The organism is Glycomyces lechevalierae (assembly GCF_027622945.1).
Classification (GTDB): Bacteria; Actinomycetota; Actinomycetes; order Mycobacteriales; family Micromonosporaceae; genus Glycomyces; species Glycomyces rutgersensis.
In genome coordinates, this window is record NZ_JAPZVQ010000012.1 from 21,202 (window position 1) to 38,910 (window position 17,709).

Below are 17,709 nucleotides of genomic sequence, written 5' to 3' on the forward strand. Positions count from 1 at the left end.
AGCCGGACATGGCCATGCAGTTCTACACCAGTCCCGAACAGATCATGCGGGACCGGGCCGAGTTCGCCCGGAAGAACATCTCCCGGGGCCGTAACGTCGTCGTGGTCTCCTGCGCCGACGGCGTCCTCCTCGTCGCGGAGAACGTCTCCTCGGCCCTGCACAAGGTCTACGAGCTCTACGACCGCATCGGCTTCGCCGCCGTCGGCAAGTACAACGAGTTCGAGAACCTCCGCACCGCCGGCGTCCGGATGGCCGACCTGCGCGGCTACTCCTACGACCGCCGCGACGTCAACGCCGCCAGCCTCGCCAAGGCCTACGCCCAGACCCTCGGTGCGATCTTCTCGGAGCAGACCAAGCCCTTCGAGGTCGAGATCTGCGTCGCCGGCGTCGGCGCCGGGCCCCAGGAGGACGAGCTCTACCGGCTCACCTTCGACGGCTCGATCAACGACGAGCCCGGCTACCTCGCCATGGGCGGCGACGCCGACCAGCTCAAAGAGGTCCTGGCCGACGGCCACGACTTCGAGGCGCCGCTCGCGGACGCGTTCGCGCTGGCGCTGCGGGCGCTCTCCAGCTCCGGCGGCAACGGCACGCCCCGCGAGCTGACCAAGGAGGTCCTGGAGGTCGCGGTCCTGGAGCGCGCCCGCCCGGGCCGCGCCTTCCGCCGCATCGAGGGCCTGGCCCTCGACGCGCTGCTGGCGACCCCCGCCGCCGAGCCCGAGGCCGAACCGGCCGCGGACGAGGCAGCGGAGACCGACGAGTCCTGACGGCACCGCCGCCGGGCACGGCTTGAGTCCGGGCCGAGCGGGTACCCGCGTTCTCGCGGGCCCGACCGGCCCGGCCGACCGCCGATTCCGGCGGCCTCCGACCGCCGCCGACCGACACTCCTACGAGTATTCGCCGTCCCTCTCAAGTGGACGGCCCGTCCCGGCGGGACCGCATCAAGCCAGGTGCATACCGCCGTAAATCGAACAATCTCCATAGTGCCCGTCGCGGTACGGAACCGTTCGACCGCGAGGGGTGTTCTCCTCAACCGAATCGGGGTAGGGTTTCGACATGGACAGGCGCATTTTCGGACTGGAGACCGAATACGGGGTCACTTGCACCTTCAGGGGACAGCGCCGCCTGTCTCCGGACGAAGTGGCCCGCTACCTCTTCAGGCGGGTGGTCTCCTGGGGCCGCTCCTCCAACGTGTTCCTCCGCAACGGCGCCCGCCTCTACCTCGACGTGGGCTCCCACCCCGAGTACGCCACCCCCGAGTGCGACTCGATCGAGGACCTGGTCAAGCACGACCGGGCCGGTGAACGCATCCTCGAAGGCCTCATGATCGACGCCGAGAAGCGCCTCCACGACGAGGGCATCGCCGGCGACATCTACCTGTTCAAGAACAACACCGACTCCGCCGGGAACTCCTACGGCTGCCACGAGAACTACCTCGTCAGCCGCCACGGCGAGTTCGGGCGCCTCGCCGAGGTGCTCATCCCGTTCCTGGTCACCCGCCAGCTCATCTGCGGGGCCGGGAAGGTCCTCCAGACCCCGCGCGGCGCGCGCTTCTGCCTGTCGCAGCGCGCCGAGCACATCTGGGAGGGCGTCTCCTCCGCAACGACCCGCTCGCGGCCGATCATCAACACCCGCGACGAGCCGCACGCCGACGCCGAGCGGTACCGCCGCCTGCACGTCATCGTGGGCGACTCGAACATCAACGAGGTCACCACGATGCTCAAGGTCGGCTCGGCCGACCTGGTGCTGCGGATGATCGAGACCGGCGTGACGATGCGCGACCTCACCCTGGAGAACCCGATCCGGGCGATCCGCGAGATCAGCCACGACACGACCGGAAAGCGCCTGGTGCGCTTGGCCAGCGGCCGCGAGGCGTCCGCTCTGGACATCCAGCGCGAGTACCTCGAGAAGGCCATCGACTTCGTCGACCAGCGCGGCGCCGACGCCGGCACCAAGCGGGTCATCGACCTGTGGGGCCGCGTGCTCCAGGCCGTCGAGTCCGAGAACCTGGACTCGGTCTCGCGCGAGATCGACTGGGTCGCGAAGTACAAGCTCATCGAGCGCTACCGCGAGAAGCGGGGCCTGGCGCTCTCGAGCCCGCGCGTGGCGCAGCTCGACCTGGCGTACCACGACATCCGGCGCGGGCGCGGCCTGCACCACCTGATGGAGAAGCGCGGCGAGGCCGAGCGGCTCACTCGGGACGTCGAGGTCTTCGAGGCGAAGGAAGTGCCGCCGCAGACCACGCGGGCGCGGCTGCGCGGCGAGTTCATCCGCAAGGCGCAGGAGAAGCGACGCGACTTCACTGTGGACTGGGTGCATCTGAAGCTGAACGACCAGGCGCAGCGCACGGTCCTGTGCAAGGACCCGTTCCGGTCGCGGGACGAACGGGTCGACAAGCTCATCGCCAGCATGTGAGGCCGGCGATGCCCGAACCAGACGAGCGCGAGGCCGCCCCGGGAGGGGCGGCCGAGCCCGGCTCCGGGCCGGTCCGAGTGGACCGGGCCCACGATGCGCGGCGAGGGACGTTGAGCGCCCTCGACCCGATCGCCGCCTACGAGCGGCGCACGACCCGCATCCGCGAGGAGATCGCCCGCAACCGCCGCGGCGAGTACACGGTCCCGACCTGGGTCCTGGCGGTCGCCTTGGCGGCGGTCATCGGGTTGTGGATCCTGGTGCTGTTCGTGCTCTAGCGAATCGAAGACCTGAATGCCCCGCCGGCGCGAAAGCGCCGGCGGGGCATTTCGCGTTCGAGCGCACGCCGAAAGTCCGCTCCGGCCAAAGGAAAGGGCCCCCGGTCGCAAAGATAGCCGACGAAACCTGAAGGGGAGCTGAAGCCGTCATGCCGGATGGTCCGCACCGGGGCGGTTGCGGCGCACGCCGAGTGTCGGCTAGGCGCTGGGAAAGGGCCCCCGGTTTCCAAGGTAGCCAAGGGAACCTGAAGCGGAGCTGAAGCGTGTTGCCGCGCTGGCGGCGGGGGAGTGGTTTATTCGCGGCGGGGGGCGATTTGGGCTGCGTGGCGGCCTGCTGCGGCCGCTGCGATGAAGTAGACGCGGTCGCGGTCGAGACCTCTGCCCATGGTGGACAGTTTGACCGGGAGTGCCTCCATCGCCTCGACCAGGCCCGAGCAGTCGATCTCGATCTGGCGGTGGCGCTCCGGCAGCTCCGCGAGCTGGCGTCGGATCTTGCCTTCGAGGTCCGCCGGGAGTTCGTCGGGCACCGGCACGTCCGCCGAGGCCAGCGCGACCTTCGCGTACGCGGTCATCGAGTGGTGCGATATGCCGCGGTGGCGTTCGCGCGCGTCGCCTTCGGAGATCCGCAGCGACGCCACGGGCCTGCCGCCGAGCACGGCCGCGGCGTTGACCGCCTCGCCCGCGGCGGTGCCGGAGAAGCCCCACACGGTGCCCGTGCCGAGGTTCCCCGGTCCCTGCGCGACGATCGCGATGTCCGCGCCGCCGACGACCCGGGCCGCGATGAGCGCGTTGTGGACGTTCGTCGCCTCGAGGTCGCCGCCGAAGCACTGCCCGGCGGTCACGGTCGTGCACAGCCGGTCGGAGAGCTGGTCGAGCTGGCGCGAGAACCACGCGGGCAGAGAGCCGCCGTCGGTCATGATGTACGCGACCCGCGCCTCGGGCACGGTCGCGTGGATCCCGGCGAGCACCGGCGCGAGGGCCGAGTGCAGGTCGGCGACGACCACGGGCATGCCGCCGAGGTCTTCGCAGGCTTCCACGGCCGCCCGGTGCGGCGAGTCGTCCTCGTCGACGGCCAGGCGCATGGCCTGCAGCGGCGTGTACCGGGCCTTGACGATGTGCCCCGGCTCGTCCACGTCTGCAGGGAGCCGGTCGGGCACGGCCACGACCAGCGCGTAACCGCCCGTGCCCAGGCCCTTCGCGATGGCGTTGCAGTTGAGGAGCACCCGGTCGCCGACCTCGGGCACGCCCACGAGCTCGTCGTAGGCCAGGCCCCGGCATGCGAACGCGTCCTCGCCTTCGCGGGCCTCGACGTCGACCTCGAGCTCGGTGCAGCCGCGCCATCCGCCGCGCACGCCGGTGACGGTCCCGTATCGCCATCTGATCACGCCCGGACATTATCAAGCGCGCGCCCGGACGGCGGCGGCGCGCCGCCGGCGCGACACCCGCACGGGCGCAGTAGGGACCCGTCCGAAAGAGCCGGGCCCTCGCCGGCGCGACGCGCGCGCGGGCAGACGTGCTGGCAGCGTCTCCGAAGCCTGGCATAGGCTGGGCGGGTGTCCAACGATCGCACTGAACGACTGGTGAACCTGGTGCTCTGCCTGCTGTCCTCGCGGCGCTTCCAGACCTCCACCAGGATCGCCAGGACCGTCCCCGGCTACGAGCACAACCACGACGACAAGAAGGCGCACGACGCGTTCCAGCGCAAATTCGAGCGCGACAAGTCCGAGCTGCGCCGCATCGGCATCCCGCTGCAGTCGGGCATCGACTACCTCGGCGACGGCGAACCGGGCTACCGGATCGCCCGCTCGGACTTCGAGCTGCCGCAGATCGAGTTCACCGACGCCGAGGCCGCCGCCGTGGCCGCAGCCGCGCGCCTGTGGCAGCAGCCCGAGCTCCAGTCCGGTTCCTCCGACGCCCTCCGCAAGCTCCGCGCGGCCGGCATCGACGTCGACTCGCACGCCGCCGCGTCCCCGGTGAAGGCCCTGCCCGGTGCGGAAGCGGCCCTCGCGCCGTTCCTCGAGGCGGTCGCCTCGCGGCGCACCGTCGTCTTCGACTACCTCGGCTCGCGCGACGAGTCCGCGCAGCAGCGCCGGATCCAGCCGTGGGGCTGCGCGGCCTGGCGCGGCCGCTGGTACGTCGCCGGCTGGGACCTCGAACGCGGCGCCCAGCGCTGCTTCCGGCTCTCGCGCATCAGCGGGAAGGTCCGCCTCACCGGGCCCGAAGGCGCCTTCACGATCCCCGAGGACGTCGACGTGCTCGCGTTCGCGTCCGCCTCCGAGGACCGGCCGCTGCCCACCCGCGCCACGGTCCTCGTCCGTCCCAAGCGCGCCTGGGGCGTGCGCCGCCGCGCCGACCAGATCGGCCCGCGCACCCCCGAGGGCGACCAAGCCTGCTTCTCGTACACGGACACCGCCGCGACCGCGGCCTGGCTGGCCTCGTTCGGCGCGGACGTGCTCGTCACCGACCCGCCCGAGCTGGTCAAGGAGACCGTCGCGTGCCTCCAGGCACTCGCCTACGAGGAGGAGAAGACCCCGTGACGCAGAACCGCCTGGCCCGCCTGCTCAACCTCGTCCCGTACCTCGTCGCACGGCCCGAGGGCGTCCCCATCGCCGAGCTCGCCGCCGACTTCGGCGTCGACGCCGACCAGATCCAGTCCGACCTCACCATGCTGTGGATGTGCGGACTGCCCGGTTACGGCCCCGGCGACCTCATCGACATCGCCTTCGACGCCGACGCGGTGCGCGTCCTCTTCGCCGCCGGCATGGACCGGCCCGTGCGCCTCGCCGCCCACGAGGCGCTGGCGCTCTCGGTCGCCCTGCGCGTCCTCGGCGACACGCCCGGCGTCGGCGACCGCGCCGCCATCGTCTCCGCGCTCGACAAGCTCGCCGCGGCCGCGGGCGAGGCCCCCGCCGACGTCACCGTCCGCGACACCGTCACCGACCCGCAGGCCGAGCGGTACGCGGCGCTCGTCGCCTCCGGTCACGCCGCCCGCATCACCTACTATTCCGCCAGCCGCGACACCACCTCCGAACGCGTCGTCGACCCCATCGAGGTCGTCGCCGCCGACGGGCACGCCTACCTGCGCGCCTGGTGCCGCACCGCAGGGGAGATCCGCCAGTTCCGCATCGACCGCATCGACGCCTGCTCCGAACTCGACGAGCCCTCCGAGCCGCTGCGCCTCACCAACCAGCCCGCGCCCACCGCGTTCCTCGCCTCCGAGCTGCCGCGCATCCAACTGCTCCTCGGCCCCGGCGCGACCACGGTCACTGACGCCTACCCGTGCGACGAGATCGTCGGCGAGAGCGACGGCCGCCGCCGCGTCACCATGCGCGTGCGCGACCTCGACTGGGCCCGCCGGTTCGTCCTCGGCCTCGGCGGCGAGGCCGAGGTCCTCGCCCCCGCCGAACTGCGCGACGCCGTCCGCCAGACCGCCCGCGCCGCACTGGACCGGTACCAGAACGCCTGAAGACCGCCGACCCGCCGCCGGGCCCGCTCGGCCCCGGCGGCAGCCGGCGCTACACTGACCCGATGATCTGGGCGATATCGGTCGTGCTGGCACTCGCCGGACTCGTACTCCTGGCCGTGGCGGCCTCGCGTCTCCTCGGCGGCCTCAAACAACTCCGATTCGGCCTCGAACGCGTCCAAGAACGCGCCGGAGAGCTACAGGACCTGCAAGAACGCCTGAACGCGACGCTCGCCGAAGCCGAACGCACCGCCGCCGCACTCCCGAAGAAGTGACGTATCACCGTCACCGCCGCCACATTCTGATAAAGATCAGGGTTCCCGAAGGCTCCAGTGTTGACGGAAGTGTCAAACGTCGGTCATGCTTGTCCGGCTCGACGATGTCGTAGCCACGCCACCGCAGGTGAACCCGGTACCAAGCCGAGACTCAGGCTCCGTGGCAGCCGCCTTCCAAGCGGCATACGATGGTTAACGTCACCGACACATACCCGGAGGGACCGAACAATGGGTGCATTGAAGCCCTGGCACATCATCATTCTCGTCGTTGTCATCTTGCTGGTGTTCGGCTCCAGGAAGCTTCCCGACATGGCGCGTGGTCTCGGTCGCTCCATGCGGATCCTCAAGTCGGAGACCGAGGCCATGAAGAAGGACGGCAGCAACCCGGACGAGGACGGCGACACGCGCGCCGAGCCGCGCCACACCCGCGAGCCGCTCGAGCCGCCGCAGCCGGTCAACGAGTCCGTGATCGACGGCGAATCGGTCGACCACAAGAAGACCCGCTAGCCCGGAACCGGTCGTTACGCACATGGCTGACGAACCACCGCGGCGCAGCGGCAAACGCAAGTCCAAATTCCAGCGTGCCGCAGACGGCTCCATGACACTCATGGAGCACTTCGCGGACCTGCGGAACCGCCTGCTCATCGCGATCACCGTGATCCTGGTGGGCACGGCGGCTGCGTTCTACTTCGCCGACGAGATCATCAAGTTCCTCTCCGATCCGTACTGTTCGGCGCTCAACAGCGGCTCGCTCACGGAAACCGGCGACGGGGCGAAATGCGAAGCGGTGCTGAACTCGCCGATCTCGCACATCACCTTGATGCTGAAGATCTCGCTGTACATGGCGCTGGTCGGGACCGCCCCCGTCTGGCTCTACCAGTTGTGGGCGTTCATCGCGCCCGGCCTGCACCGCAACGAGCGCAAGTACGCGTACCTGTTCATCGCGATCGCCGCGCCGCTGTTCCTGGCCGGCGCGACTCTCGCGTACTTCGTGGTCGCCCACGGCATGGAGTTCATCATGCTGCTGGCGAGCCAGGACTTCGTCATCCTGCTGAACCTCGAGGATTACCTCAAGTTCTTCCTCTCGGTGATGATGGTCTTCGGCATCGGCTTCGAGTTCCCGCTGATCATGTTGATGCTCAACGTGATCGGCCTGGTCAACGCGAAGCAGATGCTCGGCTGGTGGCGGATCGTGGTGCTGGTCAGCTTCGTGTTCACCGCGATCTTCACGCCCACGCCCGACCCGTTCGGCATGACCGCGCTGGCGATCTGCATGCTCATCCTCTACCTGGCCGCCTGCGGTGTCGCCTACCTGAACGACAAGCGCAAGGGCGTCCGGTACGACGAGTACGACGGACTCGACGACGACGAGGCCGGTGACATCGGCGCCTCCGACGACCTGGCGGCCACCGCCGACATCTCGGCGAGCCGACTGGACGACGACGACCACCCCGGTGAGCCCGAGCGGCGCAACCGCTTCGGTCGGCGCGTCGACGGCTACGACGACATCACCTGAGTCCCCTGAGGACGAAGGTCGAGCAATGAGAAAGGGCCCCACCGCTTCGGCGGTGGGGCCCTTTCAATGTCTCAAGTGATTCAGCAGCCGCTGCGCACGAGCCGCAGCACCGCGTCCAGGCCCACGATCCGGCCCGCCTCCGCGTGCGGCAACAGGAAGCAGCGGGCGCCGATCCGCGCCGCGCCCGCGTCGGCCATGCTGTCGCCGACCATGAGCGCCCGGCCCGGCTCCACATCGAGCGCGTGGCACGCCGCGTAGAAGATCTTCTCGTCGGGCTTGCAGTAGCCGACCTCGTAGGACAGCACCCACTCGTCGATGAACCGGTCGATGCCCAAGCGCCGCAGGATCGGCCGCGCGTCGAAACCGATGTTCGACACCAGCGCGATCGGGTACCCCTGGGCCTTCAAGGAAACGAGCGTGCCGATCGTGTCGGCGAACGCGACCCAGCCCTCGGGCGAGGCCATCCGGTCGTACAGCGCCTCCGCCAGACCCTCGAACACGCCGTGGGCCTGCGCCGCGAGCGCCGTGAACGCCTCCCGGTGGGCCTCTTCGTCGAGATCGCGGTCCGCCCAGGCGTCGGCGAAATCCGGACGCACCCGCGGCTCCATGCCCGAACCGAGCCAGCCCTGCGCGCCGATGGCGTCGGCCAGCGCCGTCACCGCGAGCGGATCCAGCCGCCTGCCGCAGGACTCGGCCGCGAGCGACACCGAACGGGTCAGTGGTTCGAGCTGCGCCAAGGTGCCGTGGAAATCGAACAGGACCGCGTCGACCCCTCCGCGTCCCGCATCGTCATCTCCTGGTGAGGAATCCCGGTGCACAAACGGACGATACCCGGCCGTGTAGGCGTCGTCACAGCCGGGTGCGGAACCCGCGTTACCGGAGTGCTCTTGTCGGGGTGGGAGACTAGTGTTGAGGCCATGGTTACCGCCGACGTGCCTTACGCCGACGACCGCTCCCCGGCCCAACGCCACGCCGCCGCCCAGGCGCGACGGCAATGGCCTGAGCTGGCGGCCTTCGCAGGGGACTACCCGTTCGAGCTCGACGACTTCCAGGTCGAGGCCTGCCGCATCCTCGAGAGCGGGCACGGCGTGCTCGTGTGCGCCCCCACGGGCGCCGGCAAGACCGTGGTGGGCGAGTTCGCCGTGCACCTGGCGCTGGCCGAGGGCGCGAAGTGCTTCTACACCACCCCGATCAAGGCGCTGTCGAACCAGAAGTTCAACGACCTCGTGGCCGCGCACGGCGCCGAGAACGTGGGGCTGCTGACCGGCGACACGGTCGTCAACGGCGAGGCCCCGATCGTCGTCATGACGACCGAGGTGCTGCGCAACATGATCTACGCGGGCTCCTCCACCCTGCAGGGACTGCGCTATGTGGTCATGGACGAGGTGCACTACCTCGCCGACCGCTTCCGCGGCGCCGTGTGGGAGGAGATCATCATCGAACTCCCGCAGGAGGTCCGGGTCGTCTCCCTCTCGGCGACGGTCTCGAACGCCGAGGAGTTCGGCGACTGGCTCAAGAGCGTCCGCGGCTCCACTGAGGTCGTCGTCTCCGAGACGCGCCCGGTCCCGCTGTGGCAGCACATGATGATCGGTGGCGCGCTGCTCGACCTGTTCGAGCCCGACGGCGACTACGTCTCCAAGGAACTGCTCAAAAAGGACGCCCGGGCGCGCGAGCGCAACGAGGGCCGCACCGGCGGGCGCCGCCGCGGCGGCAGGCCCTATGTGGACCGGGGCCGGGTCGTCTCCCGCCTCGACCAGGCCGCGCTGCTGCCGGCCATCTACTTCATCTTCTCCCGCGCCGGGTGCGACGCGGCCGTCGACGAGTGCGTCCGCGCCGGGCTCCGGCTCACCGACGGGCGCGAACGCGACGAGATCGTCGACTATGCGACCGCCGCCGTCGCCCACATCGACCCCGCCGACCTCGAGGCGGTCGGCTTCGACCGGTGGCTCGCCGGCCTCGCCGCCGGGATCGCCGCCCACCACGCCGGCCTGCTCCCGGTGTTCAAGGAGGTCGTCGAGAAGTTGTTCGAGCGCGGCCTGCTCAAAGCCGTGTTCGCGACCGAGACGCTCGCGCTGGGCATCAACATGCCTGCGCGGTCGGTGGTCCTCGAGCGGCTCATCAAGTACGACGGCTCCGACCACGTGATGCTCACTCCCGGCCAGTACACGCAGCTGACCGGGCGCGCCGGGCGGCGCGGCATCGACGTCGAAGGCCACGCCGTCACCGTCTGGGCCGAGGACGTGCGCCCCAAGGAGCTCGCCGGACTCGCCTCGAAGCGCACGTACCCGCTGAACTCGAGCTTCGCGCCGTCGTACAACATGGCCGTGAACCTCATCGGCGCCGCCGGAGTCGAACGCGCCCAAGAGGTCTTGGCCTCCTCGTTCGCGCAGTTCCAGTCCGACTCCGAGGCCGTCCACATCGCCGAGCAGGCCCGCTCGCTCGGCCGCCGCGCCGCGGAGGCGGCCCAGGCCGCCGAGTGCCACCTGGGCGACTTCCTCGCCTACTACGACCTGACGCAGCAGCTCTCGCAGGCTGAGCGCGGCGCGCAGAAGCGCCGCAAGGGCGCCCTGCGCGACGAGGCCCGCACGAACCTCGAGAAGCTGCGCGGCGGCGACGTCATCTGGATCTCGCGAGGCAAGCGCACGGGCTGGGCGGTGTTCCTGCGCCCCACCGGCGGCTCGCGCCACCACGACCCGCGCTGGTCGGTGCTCACCGCCGACGGCTGGGCCGGGACGCTGGAGACCTCCGCGTTCGACGGCGGCGTGCAGGTCGTCACCCGCATTCGCATGCCCAAGCGCTTCGACCGGCGCGACCCGAAGTCCCGCTCGGACCTCGCCTCGAGCCTGCGGGAGGCCACGCGGGACCGCTCGCGGCCGACGCGGCGCGGCGGGGCGGCCGAGACCCCCGAGATCGCCCAGCTGCGCGAGGAGGTCAAGGCGCACCCGTGCCGGCTGTGCCCGGACGCCGGGCAGCACACGGTGCACGCATCCCGCTGGTCGCGGCTCAAGCGCGAGGGCGAGCTGCTGCGGCGCCGCTCCGAGCGGCGCGAGCACTCGCTGGCGCGGCAGTTCACCGCCGTGCGCGAGGTCCTGAGCGAGTTCGGGTACCTCGACGGCGAGACCGTCACGAGCGACGGCCGGCTGCTGCGCAACCTCTTCGTGGAGACCGACCTGCTTGTGGCGCAGTGCCTTCGCGACGGCATCTGGGAGGGCCTGGACGCGGCGTCGCTGGCGGCGATCGCGTCGACGGTGATCTACGAGTCGCGGTTCGAGGAGGACGAGTTCTTCGTGGCCGTGCCGGGGTCGATCGTGGACCCGGTGGCGAAGACCGTGCGGCGCTGGGAGGCGATCCGGCGCGCGGAGAACACGCGCGGGCTCTCGCTCATCTCGCGGCCGCAGATGGGCCTGGCCTGGCCGATCTACCGGTGGACGCGCGGCGAGGAGCTGTCGAAGGCGCTCGCGGCGGCCGACGGGCCGTGGCCGATGCCCGGCGGCGACTTCGTGCGGTGGGCGCGGCGCACCGCCGACCTGCTGCATCAAATGGGGACTGCGGCAAGATATATCGACACCGAGTCATCTAACAAGTTGGCGGACGCCGCCTACGACGCGGTGGACGCGATCCGCCGCGGCGTCGTCGCCGACGTCTGAGCCGTGACCGGTGCGGTCTCGCGGCCGCCCCGGTTCGCTGCTCGGCGGCGCTGAACCGGAAGGACATGCCGTGCACCGCAGCCGCATCTCGACGGTCCTCATCGACACCCCCGACGCCGACGCGGCGGCCGCGTTCTGGTCGGCCGCCCTGGGCGTGCCGGCGACGCCGGTCGCGGGGGAGGAGCAGTTCACGTCCCTCGAAGGCGCGCTGCCGGGGCTTGTGACCGCGGTGCAGCGCATCGACGAGGGCGAGCCGCGGATCCATGTGGACATGGAGACCGACGACCTGGACGCCGAGACCGAGCGGCTGATCGCGCTCGGCGCGACCGAGGTCTCGCGCTGGCTCGAATGCCGGACGCTGCGCGTGCCCGGCGGGCACATCGTGTGCGTCATCCCCGTCCACTCCGACCGGGCCGAATTCGAAGCGGCGGCCACGGTCTGGGAGTGAGGCCGGGGAACGGCCTTCGGTAAGAGGGCAGTCCGGCCCAGCGATAAGCCCGTGTGTGTTCCCTTGGCTGCACGGCATGCCGTTGGGGCCGTTCGGCGGGCACGCCGACCGTACTCATGGGCGCTGGGTTTGGGTCCCCGGTTGCAAGCGTGGCGCGGGGGTACGACAGTTTTCCGTGCCGGCGGCCGTGAAGGCGGTGTGATTCAGGCCGCTTCGATCGCGATGGCCTCGTGGAAGCGGGTGAGCGCTGAAGCCACGCCCCATTGGGCCGCAAGGGCTTCGACGCGCTCGGGGTCCTTCGGGGACTTCGGCAGGGTCGCGTCGACCAGGGGCACGTCGACGTCGGCGACCACGGTCGAGGTCATCACGGCCCGGTCGAGGTAGTCGGCGGCCTCGGTGATCGCCTTGCGCTGGCGCTCAGGGAGATCAGAACCGTCCTCGGCCGCGGCGGCCTTGAGCCCCGCGATGCCGCCGAAGGTGTTCACGAGCGTCACCGCGGTCTTCGCGCCGATGCCCTTCACGCCAGGCAGGCCGTCCGAGGGGTCGCCGCGCAGGACCGCGAAGTCCACATAGTGATCGGGGGCGACGCCGAACTTCGTCGCGACCGCCTCCCCGTCGAACAATTCCGCTTTAGATATCCCGCGCGCGAGGTATACGACTTTGCGATCGCGCTCGTCGTCGACGAGCTGGAACAGGTCCCGGTCGCCGGTCACGACCAGCACCGGCTCGGCGGTGCGCGCCGCGAGGGTCGCGATCACGTCGTCCGCCTCGAATCGCGGATGCGTCGCCGTCGCCACGCCCAAAGCCGGGAGCAGTGCCTCGATCGCCTCGACCTGCTCGTCGAGCCCTTCCGGGGTGTCCTCCGAGCCGTCCGGCAGCGCCCGCGCGGCCTTGTACCCGGGCATGAGGTCGGTCCGCCATTCCGGGCGCCAGTTCCCCTCGAGGCAGCACACCATCCCGGTGGGGGAGTACTTGCGCGCCAGCACGGCCAGGCCGTCGAAGAAGCCCCGCACCGCCCCCGAGCGCCGCCCGTCCGGAGCCTTGATCGAGGAGGGGAGCCCGTAGTGGGCGCGGTACCACAGCGAGGCGGCGTCGATGAGCATCAGCATGCCCACCAGCTTCTCACGCTGTGCACACTTACGCCTCGCAAGCTTCGCCGAGGCCGACGACACGGCGTGCGAACGGCGATTCGACCGCTTCTATTAGTGCGAAACCTGCCACATTTTCCACTGGCTGGAACAACTATGGGAGGGTCCGACCGGAATGATCAGCGAATCAGCAACCTATGAGGAGCCCTCAGGTGAACACCTACGCCCGCCGCGCCGCCGCCGCACTGGCCCTGATCGGGACCGGGCTGGCCGCCGCCGCATGTACGTCGGACTCCGGCGACGACTCCACCCTGACCGTCTGCACGAACGTCCCGTTCGAACCCTTCGAGTTCATGGACGGCAACGAGTACGTCGGCTTCGACATGGATCTCATGAACCTCCTCGCCGAGCGCCTCGACCAGACCGTCGAGGTCGTCGAGATCGACTTCGACTCGATCGGCTCCGGCTCGGCCCTGAACGCCGGCACCTGCGACATCGCCGCCGCCGGCCTCACCATCACCGAGGAGCGCCAGGCGGCCATGGGCATGTCCCAGGCCTACTACCGCGCCGACCAGGCCCTCGTCGTGCCCAGCGCTTCGACCGTCGCCACGCTCGACGACCTCTCCGGCATGCAGGTCGCCGTCCAGTCCGGCACCACCGGCGAGACCTACGCCAACGACCACGCCGGCCAGTACGGCTACGAGGTCGTCGCCTTCGAGACCATGGGCGACATCGCCTCCGCCCTCTCCGCCGGCAGCGTCGACGCCTCGATCGCCGACCTCGCGACCTGGACCGACATGATCAAGGACGCGCCCGACCTCAAGCTCGTGCAGCCCATCGAGACCGAGGAGCACTACGGCTTCGCCGTCCAGAAGGACGACAAGGAGCTCCTCGACGAGGTCAACGCCATGCTCGACCAGGCCTTCAAGGACGGCACCTACGCCGAGCTCTACGAGAAGTGGATCGGCGAGCCCTACACCGGAGACGCCGGAAAGTAGTGGACGCCGCAACCGCAACCGCGGCGCCCGAACGCCGCATGACGCCGAGGCAGCGGCGGCGCCTGTCCCGCACGATCCAGTACGTCGTGCTCGCCGCCATCGTGATCGTGCTGGCGGTCGTGGCCGACTGGGGCCGGATCGTCGACTCGTTCTTCCAGATCGACATCGCCGCGGACATGTTCCCGGCGGTGTGGATCCCGTTCTGGAACACGATCGTCTACACCGTGCTCGCGTTCATCTTCGGCATGGCCGTGGGCGTGCCGATCGCGCTCATGCGCGTCTCCACGTTCGGCCCCTACCGGTGGTTCGCCACCGGCTACGTCGAGATCTTCCGCGGCCTGCCCGCCCTGCTGGTGCTGTTCCTCGTCGGCTTCGGTGTGCCGCAGGCGTTCCCGGGCATCCAGTACCCCGGCGGCGTCTACGGCCAGGTCGCGATCGGCCTCGGCCTGACCTCCTCGGCGTACATCGCCGAGAGCGTGCGCGCCGGCATCCAGGCCGTCCCCAAGGGACAGGTCGAGGCGGCCCGCTCGCTCGGCATGAGCCACACTCGCACCATGATCACCGTGGTCCTCCCGCAGGCGCTGCGGATCGTCATCCCGCCGTTGACGAACGAGCTCGTCATGCTCACCAAGGACTCCAGCCTCGTGTTCGTCCTCGGCGTCACCACCGCGACCATGGAGCTCTCCAAGTTCGCGCGCAACGCGCTGACCTCCGAGGCCAACGCGACACCGCTGCTCGTCGGCGGCCTGCTCTACCTGCTCCTGACCATCCCCCTCGGGCTGCTGGCCCGCCGCCTCGAGAAGCGAGGAGAAGCCCGATGAGCGCCGGAGCGAACCCGATCGTCCACATCGAAGGCCTGCACAAGTCCTTCGGCGACAACGAGGTCCTGCGCGGCGTCGACCTCGAGATCGCCGAAGGCGAGGTCGTGTGCCTCATCGGCCCCTCCGGGTCCGGCAAGTCCACACTGCTGCGCTGCGTCAACCTCCTCGAGGAACCCACCGAAGGCTCGATCAGCGCCGCCGGGCACGACATGACCGGCCCGGACGCCGACCTCGACCTCGCCCGCCGCGACATCGGCATGGTCTTCCAGCACTTCAACCTGTTCAGCCACATGACGATCCTCGACAACCTCGTCATCCCGCAGATGCGCGTTTGCAAGCTCCCCAAGGACGAGGCCGTCGCCGAGGCGCGGCGGCTCCTCGCCGAGGTCGGCATCGAAGGCAAGGAGCGGGCCAAGCCCTCGCAGCTCTCGGGCGGGCAGCAGCAGCGCGTCGCCATCGCCCGCGCGCTGGCCGTCAAACCGCGGCTCATGCTCTTCGACGAGCCCACCAGCGCCCTCGACCCCGAGATCGTCGGCGAAGTCCTGCAGGTCATGAAGGGCCTTGCGGCCGAAGGCATGACGATGCTCGTGGTCACGCACGAGATGAGCTTCGCCCGCGAGGTCGCCGACCGGGTGCTGTTCCTCGACGGCGGCGTCATCGTCGAGTCCGGGCCGCCCGCCGAGGTCCTCTCCAACCCGAAGACGGAGCGGGCCCGCAGCTTCCTCCACCGCGTCCTGCACCCGGTCGACTGACATCATTGGAGGCATGAGCCTCCACCAGAAGACCGGTCCCGCAACGGCCGAGCGCGTCCTGTGGCGCGGCGGCCGCGTGCTCAGTCCGACGAGTCCCGCCGCGACGGCCCTGCTCAGCGTCGACGGCCGCATCGAGTGGGTCGGCCCCGAGGCCGACGCGCCCGCCGCCGACCGCATCGAAGACCTCGGCGGCGGGCTCGTGACGCCCGCGTTCGTCGACTCCCACGTGCACCTCACCGGCACCGGCGCGGCCCTCGCGGGCCTGCACTTCGCCGCCGACCGCTCCGCCGCGGCCGTCCTCGAGCACCTGGACGACTTCGCGCGCACCACCCCCGCCGACGCGCTGATCCTCGCCGGCGGCTGGGACGAGACCACCTGGGACGACCCGGCGCTGCCCACCGGCGAGGCCGTCGACAAGGCCGCCGGCGGCCGCCTGGCCTACCTCTCGCGCGCCTGCGGGCACACCGGGATCGCCACGCCACGCCTCCTCGCCGAGCACCCCGAACTCGCCGAGCACGACGGCTACGACCCCTCCGGCGTGCTCACCCGCGCCGCCCACAAAGCCGCCCGCGCCACTCTCGCCGCCCGCATCCCGGTCTCCCAGCGCCTCGCGCTCGCCGAGCACGCCCTCGCCCAGGCCGCCCGCCGCGGCATCGCCGCCGTCGTCGAGCACTTCATCCCCGTCGCCGCCGACCCCTTGGGGGAGAAGGAGTTCCAAGGCCTGGTCGAACTCGGGCAGCAGCCCGGCAACCCGTCCGTGCACGGCTGGTGGGGCGAGCTGCGGGCCGCCGCCAAGGCCCGCGACCTCGGCGCCCACGGCTGCGGCGGCGACCTCTCCGCCGACGGCTCCCTCGGGGCCCGCACCGCGTTCCTGCGCGAGCCCTACCGCGACGCCGACACGCTCGGCGCCGAGTACCTGACCGCCGACGACGTCGCCGCGCACCTCCTCGACTGCCACGAGGCGGGCCTGCCCGCCGCGTTCCACGCCATCGGCGACGGCGCGATCGCCAACGTCCTCGACGGCCTCGACGCGGTCGAACCCGTGCTCGGCCTCGACGCGATCCGCCATGCCCGCCACCGGATCGAGCACGCCGAGCTCCTCGACGCCGCGCTTATCGCCCGCATGGTCCACCACGGCGTGCACGCCTCCGTGCAGCCCGCGTTCGACGCCGCCTGGGGCGGCCCCGACGGCATGTACGCCACCCGGCTCGGGCGCGAGCGGGCCCTCGCCACGAACCCGTTCTCGAAGCTCGCCGGCGTCGGCGTCCCCCTCGCCTTCGGATCCGACTCCCCGGTGACCGCACTGGACCCCTGGGGCGGCGTGAGAGCCGCCGTGCGCCACCGCAACCCGGTCTCGCGGCTCCCGATGGCCGCGGCGTTCACCGCGGCCACCAGGGGCGGCTGGAGGGCCCTCGGCGTCGACGACGCCGGGTCGCTCGTGCCGCACACGCGCGCGAATTTCACCGTGTGGGAGCTCACGGACGGGGGACTTCCCGATCTGAGTGACCCCGGCGTCCCCGATCCGAAGTGCGCCATGACCGTCGCCGACGGCGCCCTGATCTGGTCGGCCGCCTGGCCAGCGCCGACTCCGCGGCCGTCCTGACGCGAGAAAATTTGTGGGACCAAAATTCCGACCCGGTTGACGCCATCGGCGCAGTTTGGCTTACGGTGGTCTGGTCCTCGGCGGACGACCGGAAACGGAAGCCCGCCGAACGTCGGGGGCGACTCGACTTGCTTTGCTCCCACGCAGACTGGACAAGGTGGCAGCGCGGCCGCACTGCTACCGGCGGCCAGGTCCAGATCGCGGGGGTCGGCGGAGGAAGGCGAGCCGGTCGCCGGTGGTGGACCCGCAGCAGACGCAGGAGATCCCTAGACAACAGCTCGTAGACGCTCAGCCAGACGGGTGCGAGTTGGTCCGAAGATCACCAGCCGACGCGGCAGGGGACACCGGCCGTACAGGGACTGGGAGAAACCCGTGCGAGGGGCGTAGCCGGACACAGCTACGCCCCTTTGC

Annotated in this window: 17 protein-coding genes; 14 read left to right on the forward strand and 3 right to left on the reverse strand. The window is 70.6% G+C overall.

The genetic code is table 11. From position 1 onward, the window contains the following. Window positions 1–8 precede the first annotated feature (8 nt). The 3 genes from prcA to O2L01_RS17860 all read left to right on the forward strand — a co-directional run bounded on the left by prcA (window position 9) and on the right by O2L01_RS17860 (window position 2,687). Window positions 9–764 carry a proteasome subunit alpha gene (prcA, locus tag O2L01_RS17850; RefSeq protein WP_270123356.1) on the forward strand — a complete coding sequence of 252 codons (756 nt, stop codon included), beginning with the start codon at window positions 9–11 and terminating at the stop codon, window positions 762–764. Between the two features lie 289 nt (window positions 765–1,053). After that, a complete protein-coding gene (gene pafA / locus O2L01_RS17855; protein WP_270123357.1) occupies window positions 1,054–2,412 on the forward strand; it encodes a Pup--protein ligase in 1,359 nt (452 codons plus the stop codon). 8 nt (window positions 2,413–2,420) lie between these two features. Continuing rightward, window positions 2,421–2,687 (forward strand): hypothetical protein, encoded by a 267-nt coding sequence (locus tag O2L01_RS17860; protein WP_270123359.1) that lies wholly within the window; start codon window positions 2,421–2,423, stop codon window positions 2,685–2,687. 293 nt (window positions 2,688–2,980) lie between these two features. Here the strand turns inward: O2L01_RS17860 and O2L01_RS17865 are convergent, their stop codons facing one another. After that, window positions 2,981–4,072 (reverse strand): DUF3866 family protein, encoded by a 1,092-nt coding sequence (locus O2L01_RS17865; RefSeq protein WP_270123360.1) that lies wholly within the window; start codon window positions 4,070–4,072, stop codon window positions 2,981–2,983. A gap of 168 nt (window positions 4,073–4,240) precedes the next feature. On the opposite strand from O2L01_RS17865, the gene O2L01_RS17870 reads away from it, so the two are divergent. From O2L01_RS17870 to tatC, 5 genes are all read left to right on the forward strand, one after another. Further along, entirely contained in the window at window positions 4,241–5,224 is a 984-nt protein-coding gene (locus O2L01_RS17870) for a helix-turn-helix transcriptional regulator (protein ID WP_270123361.1), read from the forward strand. Next, window positions 5,221–6,153, forward strand: coding sequence for a helix-turn-helix transcriptional regulator (locus tag O2L01_RS17875; RefSeq protein WP_270123362.1), 933 nt, complete (start codon window positions 5,221–5,223; stop codon window positions 6,151–6,153). The genes O2L01_RS17870 and O2L01_RS17875 overlap by 4 nt, the downstream gene beginning before the upstream one ends. Before the next feature lie 62 nt (window positions 6,154–6,215). After that, window positions 6,216–6,425, forward strand: coding sequence for a hypothetical protein (locus O2L01_RS17880; protein WP_270123363.1), 210 nt, complete (start codon window positions 6,216–6,218; stop codon window positions 6,423–6,425). A 228-nt stretch (window positions 6,426–6,653) separates the two neighbouring features. Beyond that, complete coding sequence (gene tatA / locus O2L01_RS17885) at window positions 6,654–6,932, forward strand: Sec-independent protein translocase subunit TatA (RefSeq protein WP_270123364.1); 279 nt, start codon at window positions 6,654–6,656, stop codon at window positions 6,930–6,932. Window positions 6,933–6,954: 22 nt separating this feature from the next. Next, on the forward strand, window positions 6,955–7,941 hold the full coding sequence (tatC, locus tag O2L01_RS17890) for a twin-arginine translocase subunit TatC (protein WP_270123365.1): 987 nt from the start codon (window positions 6,955–6,957) through the stop codon (window positions 7,939–7,941). Window positions 7,942–8,021: 80 nt separating this feature from the next. On the opposite strand, the gene O2L01_RS17895 is transcribed toward tatC, so the two are convergent. After that, a complete protein-coding gene (locus O2L01_RS17895; RefSeq protein ID WP_310283398.1) occupies window positions 8,022–8,759 on the reverse strand; it encodes an HAD family hydrolase in 738 nt (245 codons plus the stop codon). 99 nt (window positions 8,760–8,858) lie between these two features. Between O2L01_RS17895 and O2L01_RS17900 the strand changes: the two genes are divergently transcribed. Both O2L01_RS17900 and O2L01_RS17905 read left to right on the forward strand, forming a co-directional pair. Continuing rightward, entirely contained in the window at window positions 8,859–11,588 is a 2,730-nt protein-coding gene (locus tag O2L01_RS17900) for a DEAD/DEAH box helicase (protein ID WP_270123367.1), read from the forward strand. A 70-nt stretch (window positions 11,589–11,658) separates the two neighbouring features. Continuing rightward, a complete protein-coding gene (locus O2L01_RS17905) occupies window positions 11,659–12,036 on the forward strand; it encodes a VOC family protein (protein ID WP_270123368.1) in 378 nt (125 codons plus the stop codon). 203 nt (window positions 12,037–12,239) lie between these two features. On the opposite strand, the gene O2L01_RS17910 is transcribed toward O2L01_RS17905, so the two are convergent. Then, on the reverse strand, window positions 12,240–13,145 hold the full coding sequence (locus O2L01_RS17910) for a 5'-3' exonuclease (protein ID WP_270123369.1): 906 nt from the start codon (window positions 13,143–13,145) through the stop codon (window positions 12,240–12,242). Between the two features lie 191 nt (window positions 13,146–13,336). On the opposite strand from O2L01_RS17910, the gene O2L01_RS17915 reads away from it, so the two are divergent. Genes O2L01_RS17915 through O2L01_RS17930 form a run of 4 tightly spaced genes read left to right on the forward strand, consistent with a single transcriptional unit; the run spans window position 13,337 to window position 17,298 of the window. Beyond that, on the forward strand, window positions 13,337–14,122 hold the full coding sequence (locus tag O2L01_RS17915; RefSeq protein WP_270123370.1) for a transporter substrate-binding domain-containing protein: 786 nt from the start codon (window positions 13,337–13,339) through the stop codon (window positions 14,120–14,122). 38 nt (window positions 14,123–14,160) lie between these two features. After that, window positions 14,161–14,943 (forward strand): amino acid ABC transporter permease, encoded by a 783-nt coding sequence (locus tag O2L01_RS17920; RefSeq protein ID WP_344468956.1) that lies wholly within the window; start codon window positions 14,161–14,163, stop codon window positions 14,941–14,943. After that, a complete protein-coding gene (locus tag O2L01_RS17925) occupies window positions 14,940–15,695 on the forward strand; it encodes an amino acid ABC transporter ATP-binding protein (protein ID WP_270123372.1) in 756 nt (251 codons plus the stop codon). Before O2L01_RS17920 ends, O2L01_RS17925 begins: the two co-directional genes overlap by 4 nt. Window positions 15,696–15,708: 13 nt before the next feature. After that, window positions 15,709–17,298: an amidohydrolase gene (locus O2L01_RS17930; RefSeq protein WP_270123373.1), complete on the forward strand. Its 1,590-nt coding sequence runs from the start codon at window positions 15,709–15,711 to the stop codon at window positions 17,296–17,298. Window positions 17,299–17,709: the final 411 nt, after the last annotated feature.

Coding starts and splice junctions, on each gene's coding strand:
- prcA (WP_270123356.1), top strand. CDS start 9: ATGGCCATGCAGTTCTACACCAGTCCCGAACAGATCATGCGGGACCGG.
- pafA (WP_270123357.1), top strand. CDS start 1,054: ATGGACAGGCGCATTTTCGGACTGGAGACCGAATACGGGGTCACTTGC.
- O2L01_RS17860 (WP_270123359.1), top strand. CDS start 2,421: ATGCCCGAACCAGACGAGCGCGAGGCCGCCCCGGGAGGGGCGGCCGAG.
- O2L01_RS17880 (WP_270123363.1), top strand. CDS start 6,216: ATGATCTGGGCGATATCGGTCGTGCTGGCACTCGCCGGACTCGTACTC.
- tatA (WP_270123364.1), top strand. CDS start 6,654: ATGGGTGCATTGAAGCCCTGGCACATCATCATTCTCGTCGTTGTCATC.
- tatC (WP_270123365.1), top strand. CDS start 6,955: ATGGCTGACGAACCACCGCGGCGCAGCGGCAAACGCAAGTCCAAATTC.
- O2L01_RS17900 (WP_270123367.1), top strand. CDS start 8,859: ATGGTTACCGCCGACGTGCCTTACGCCGACGACCGCTCCCCGGCCCAA.
- O2L01_RS17910 (WP_270123369.1), bottom strand. CDS start 13,145: ATGCTGATGCTCATCGACGCCGCCTCGCTGTGGTACCGCGCCCACTAC.
- O2L01_RS17920 (WP_344468956.1), top strand. CDS start 14,161: ATGACGCCGAGGCAGCGGCGGCGCCTGTCCCGCACGATCCAGTACGTC.
- O2L01_RS17925 (WP_270123372.1), top strand. CDS start 14,940: ATGAGCGCCGGAGCGAACCCGATCGTCCACATCGAAGGCCTGCACAAG.
- O2L01_RS17930 (WP_270123373.1), top strand. CDS start 15,709: ATGAGCCTCCACCAGAAGACCGGTCCCGCAACGGCCGAGCGCGTCCTG.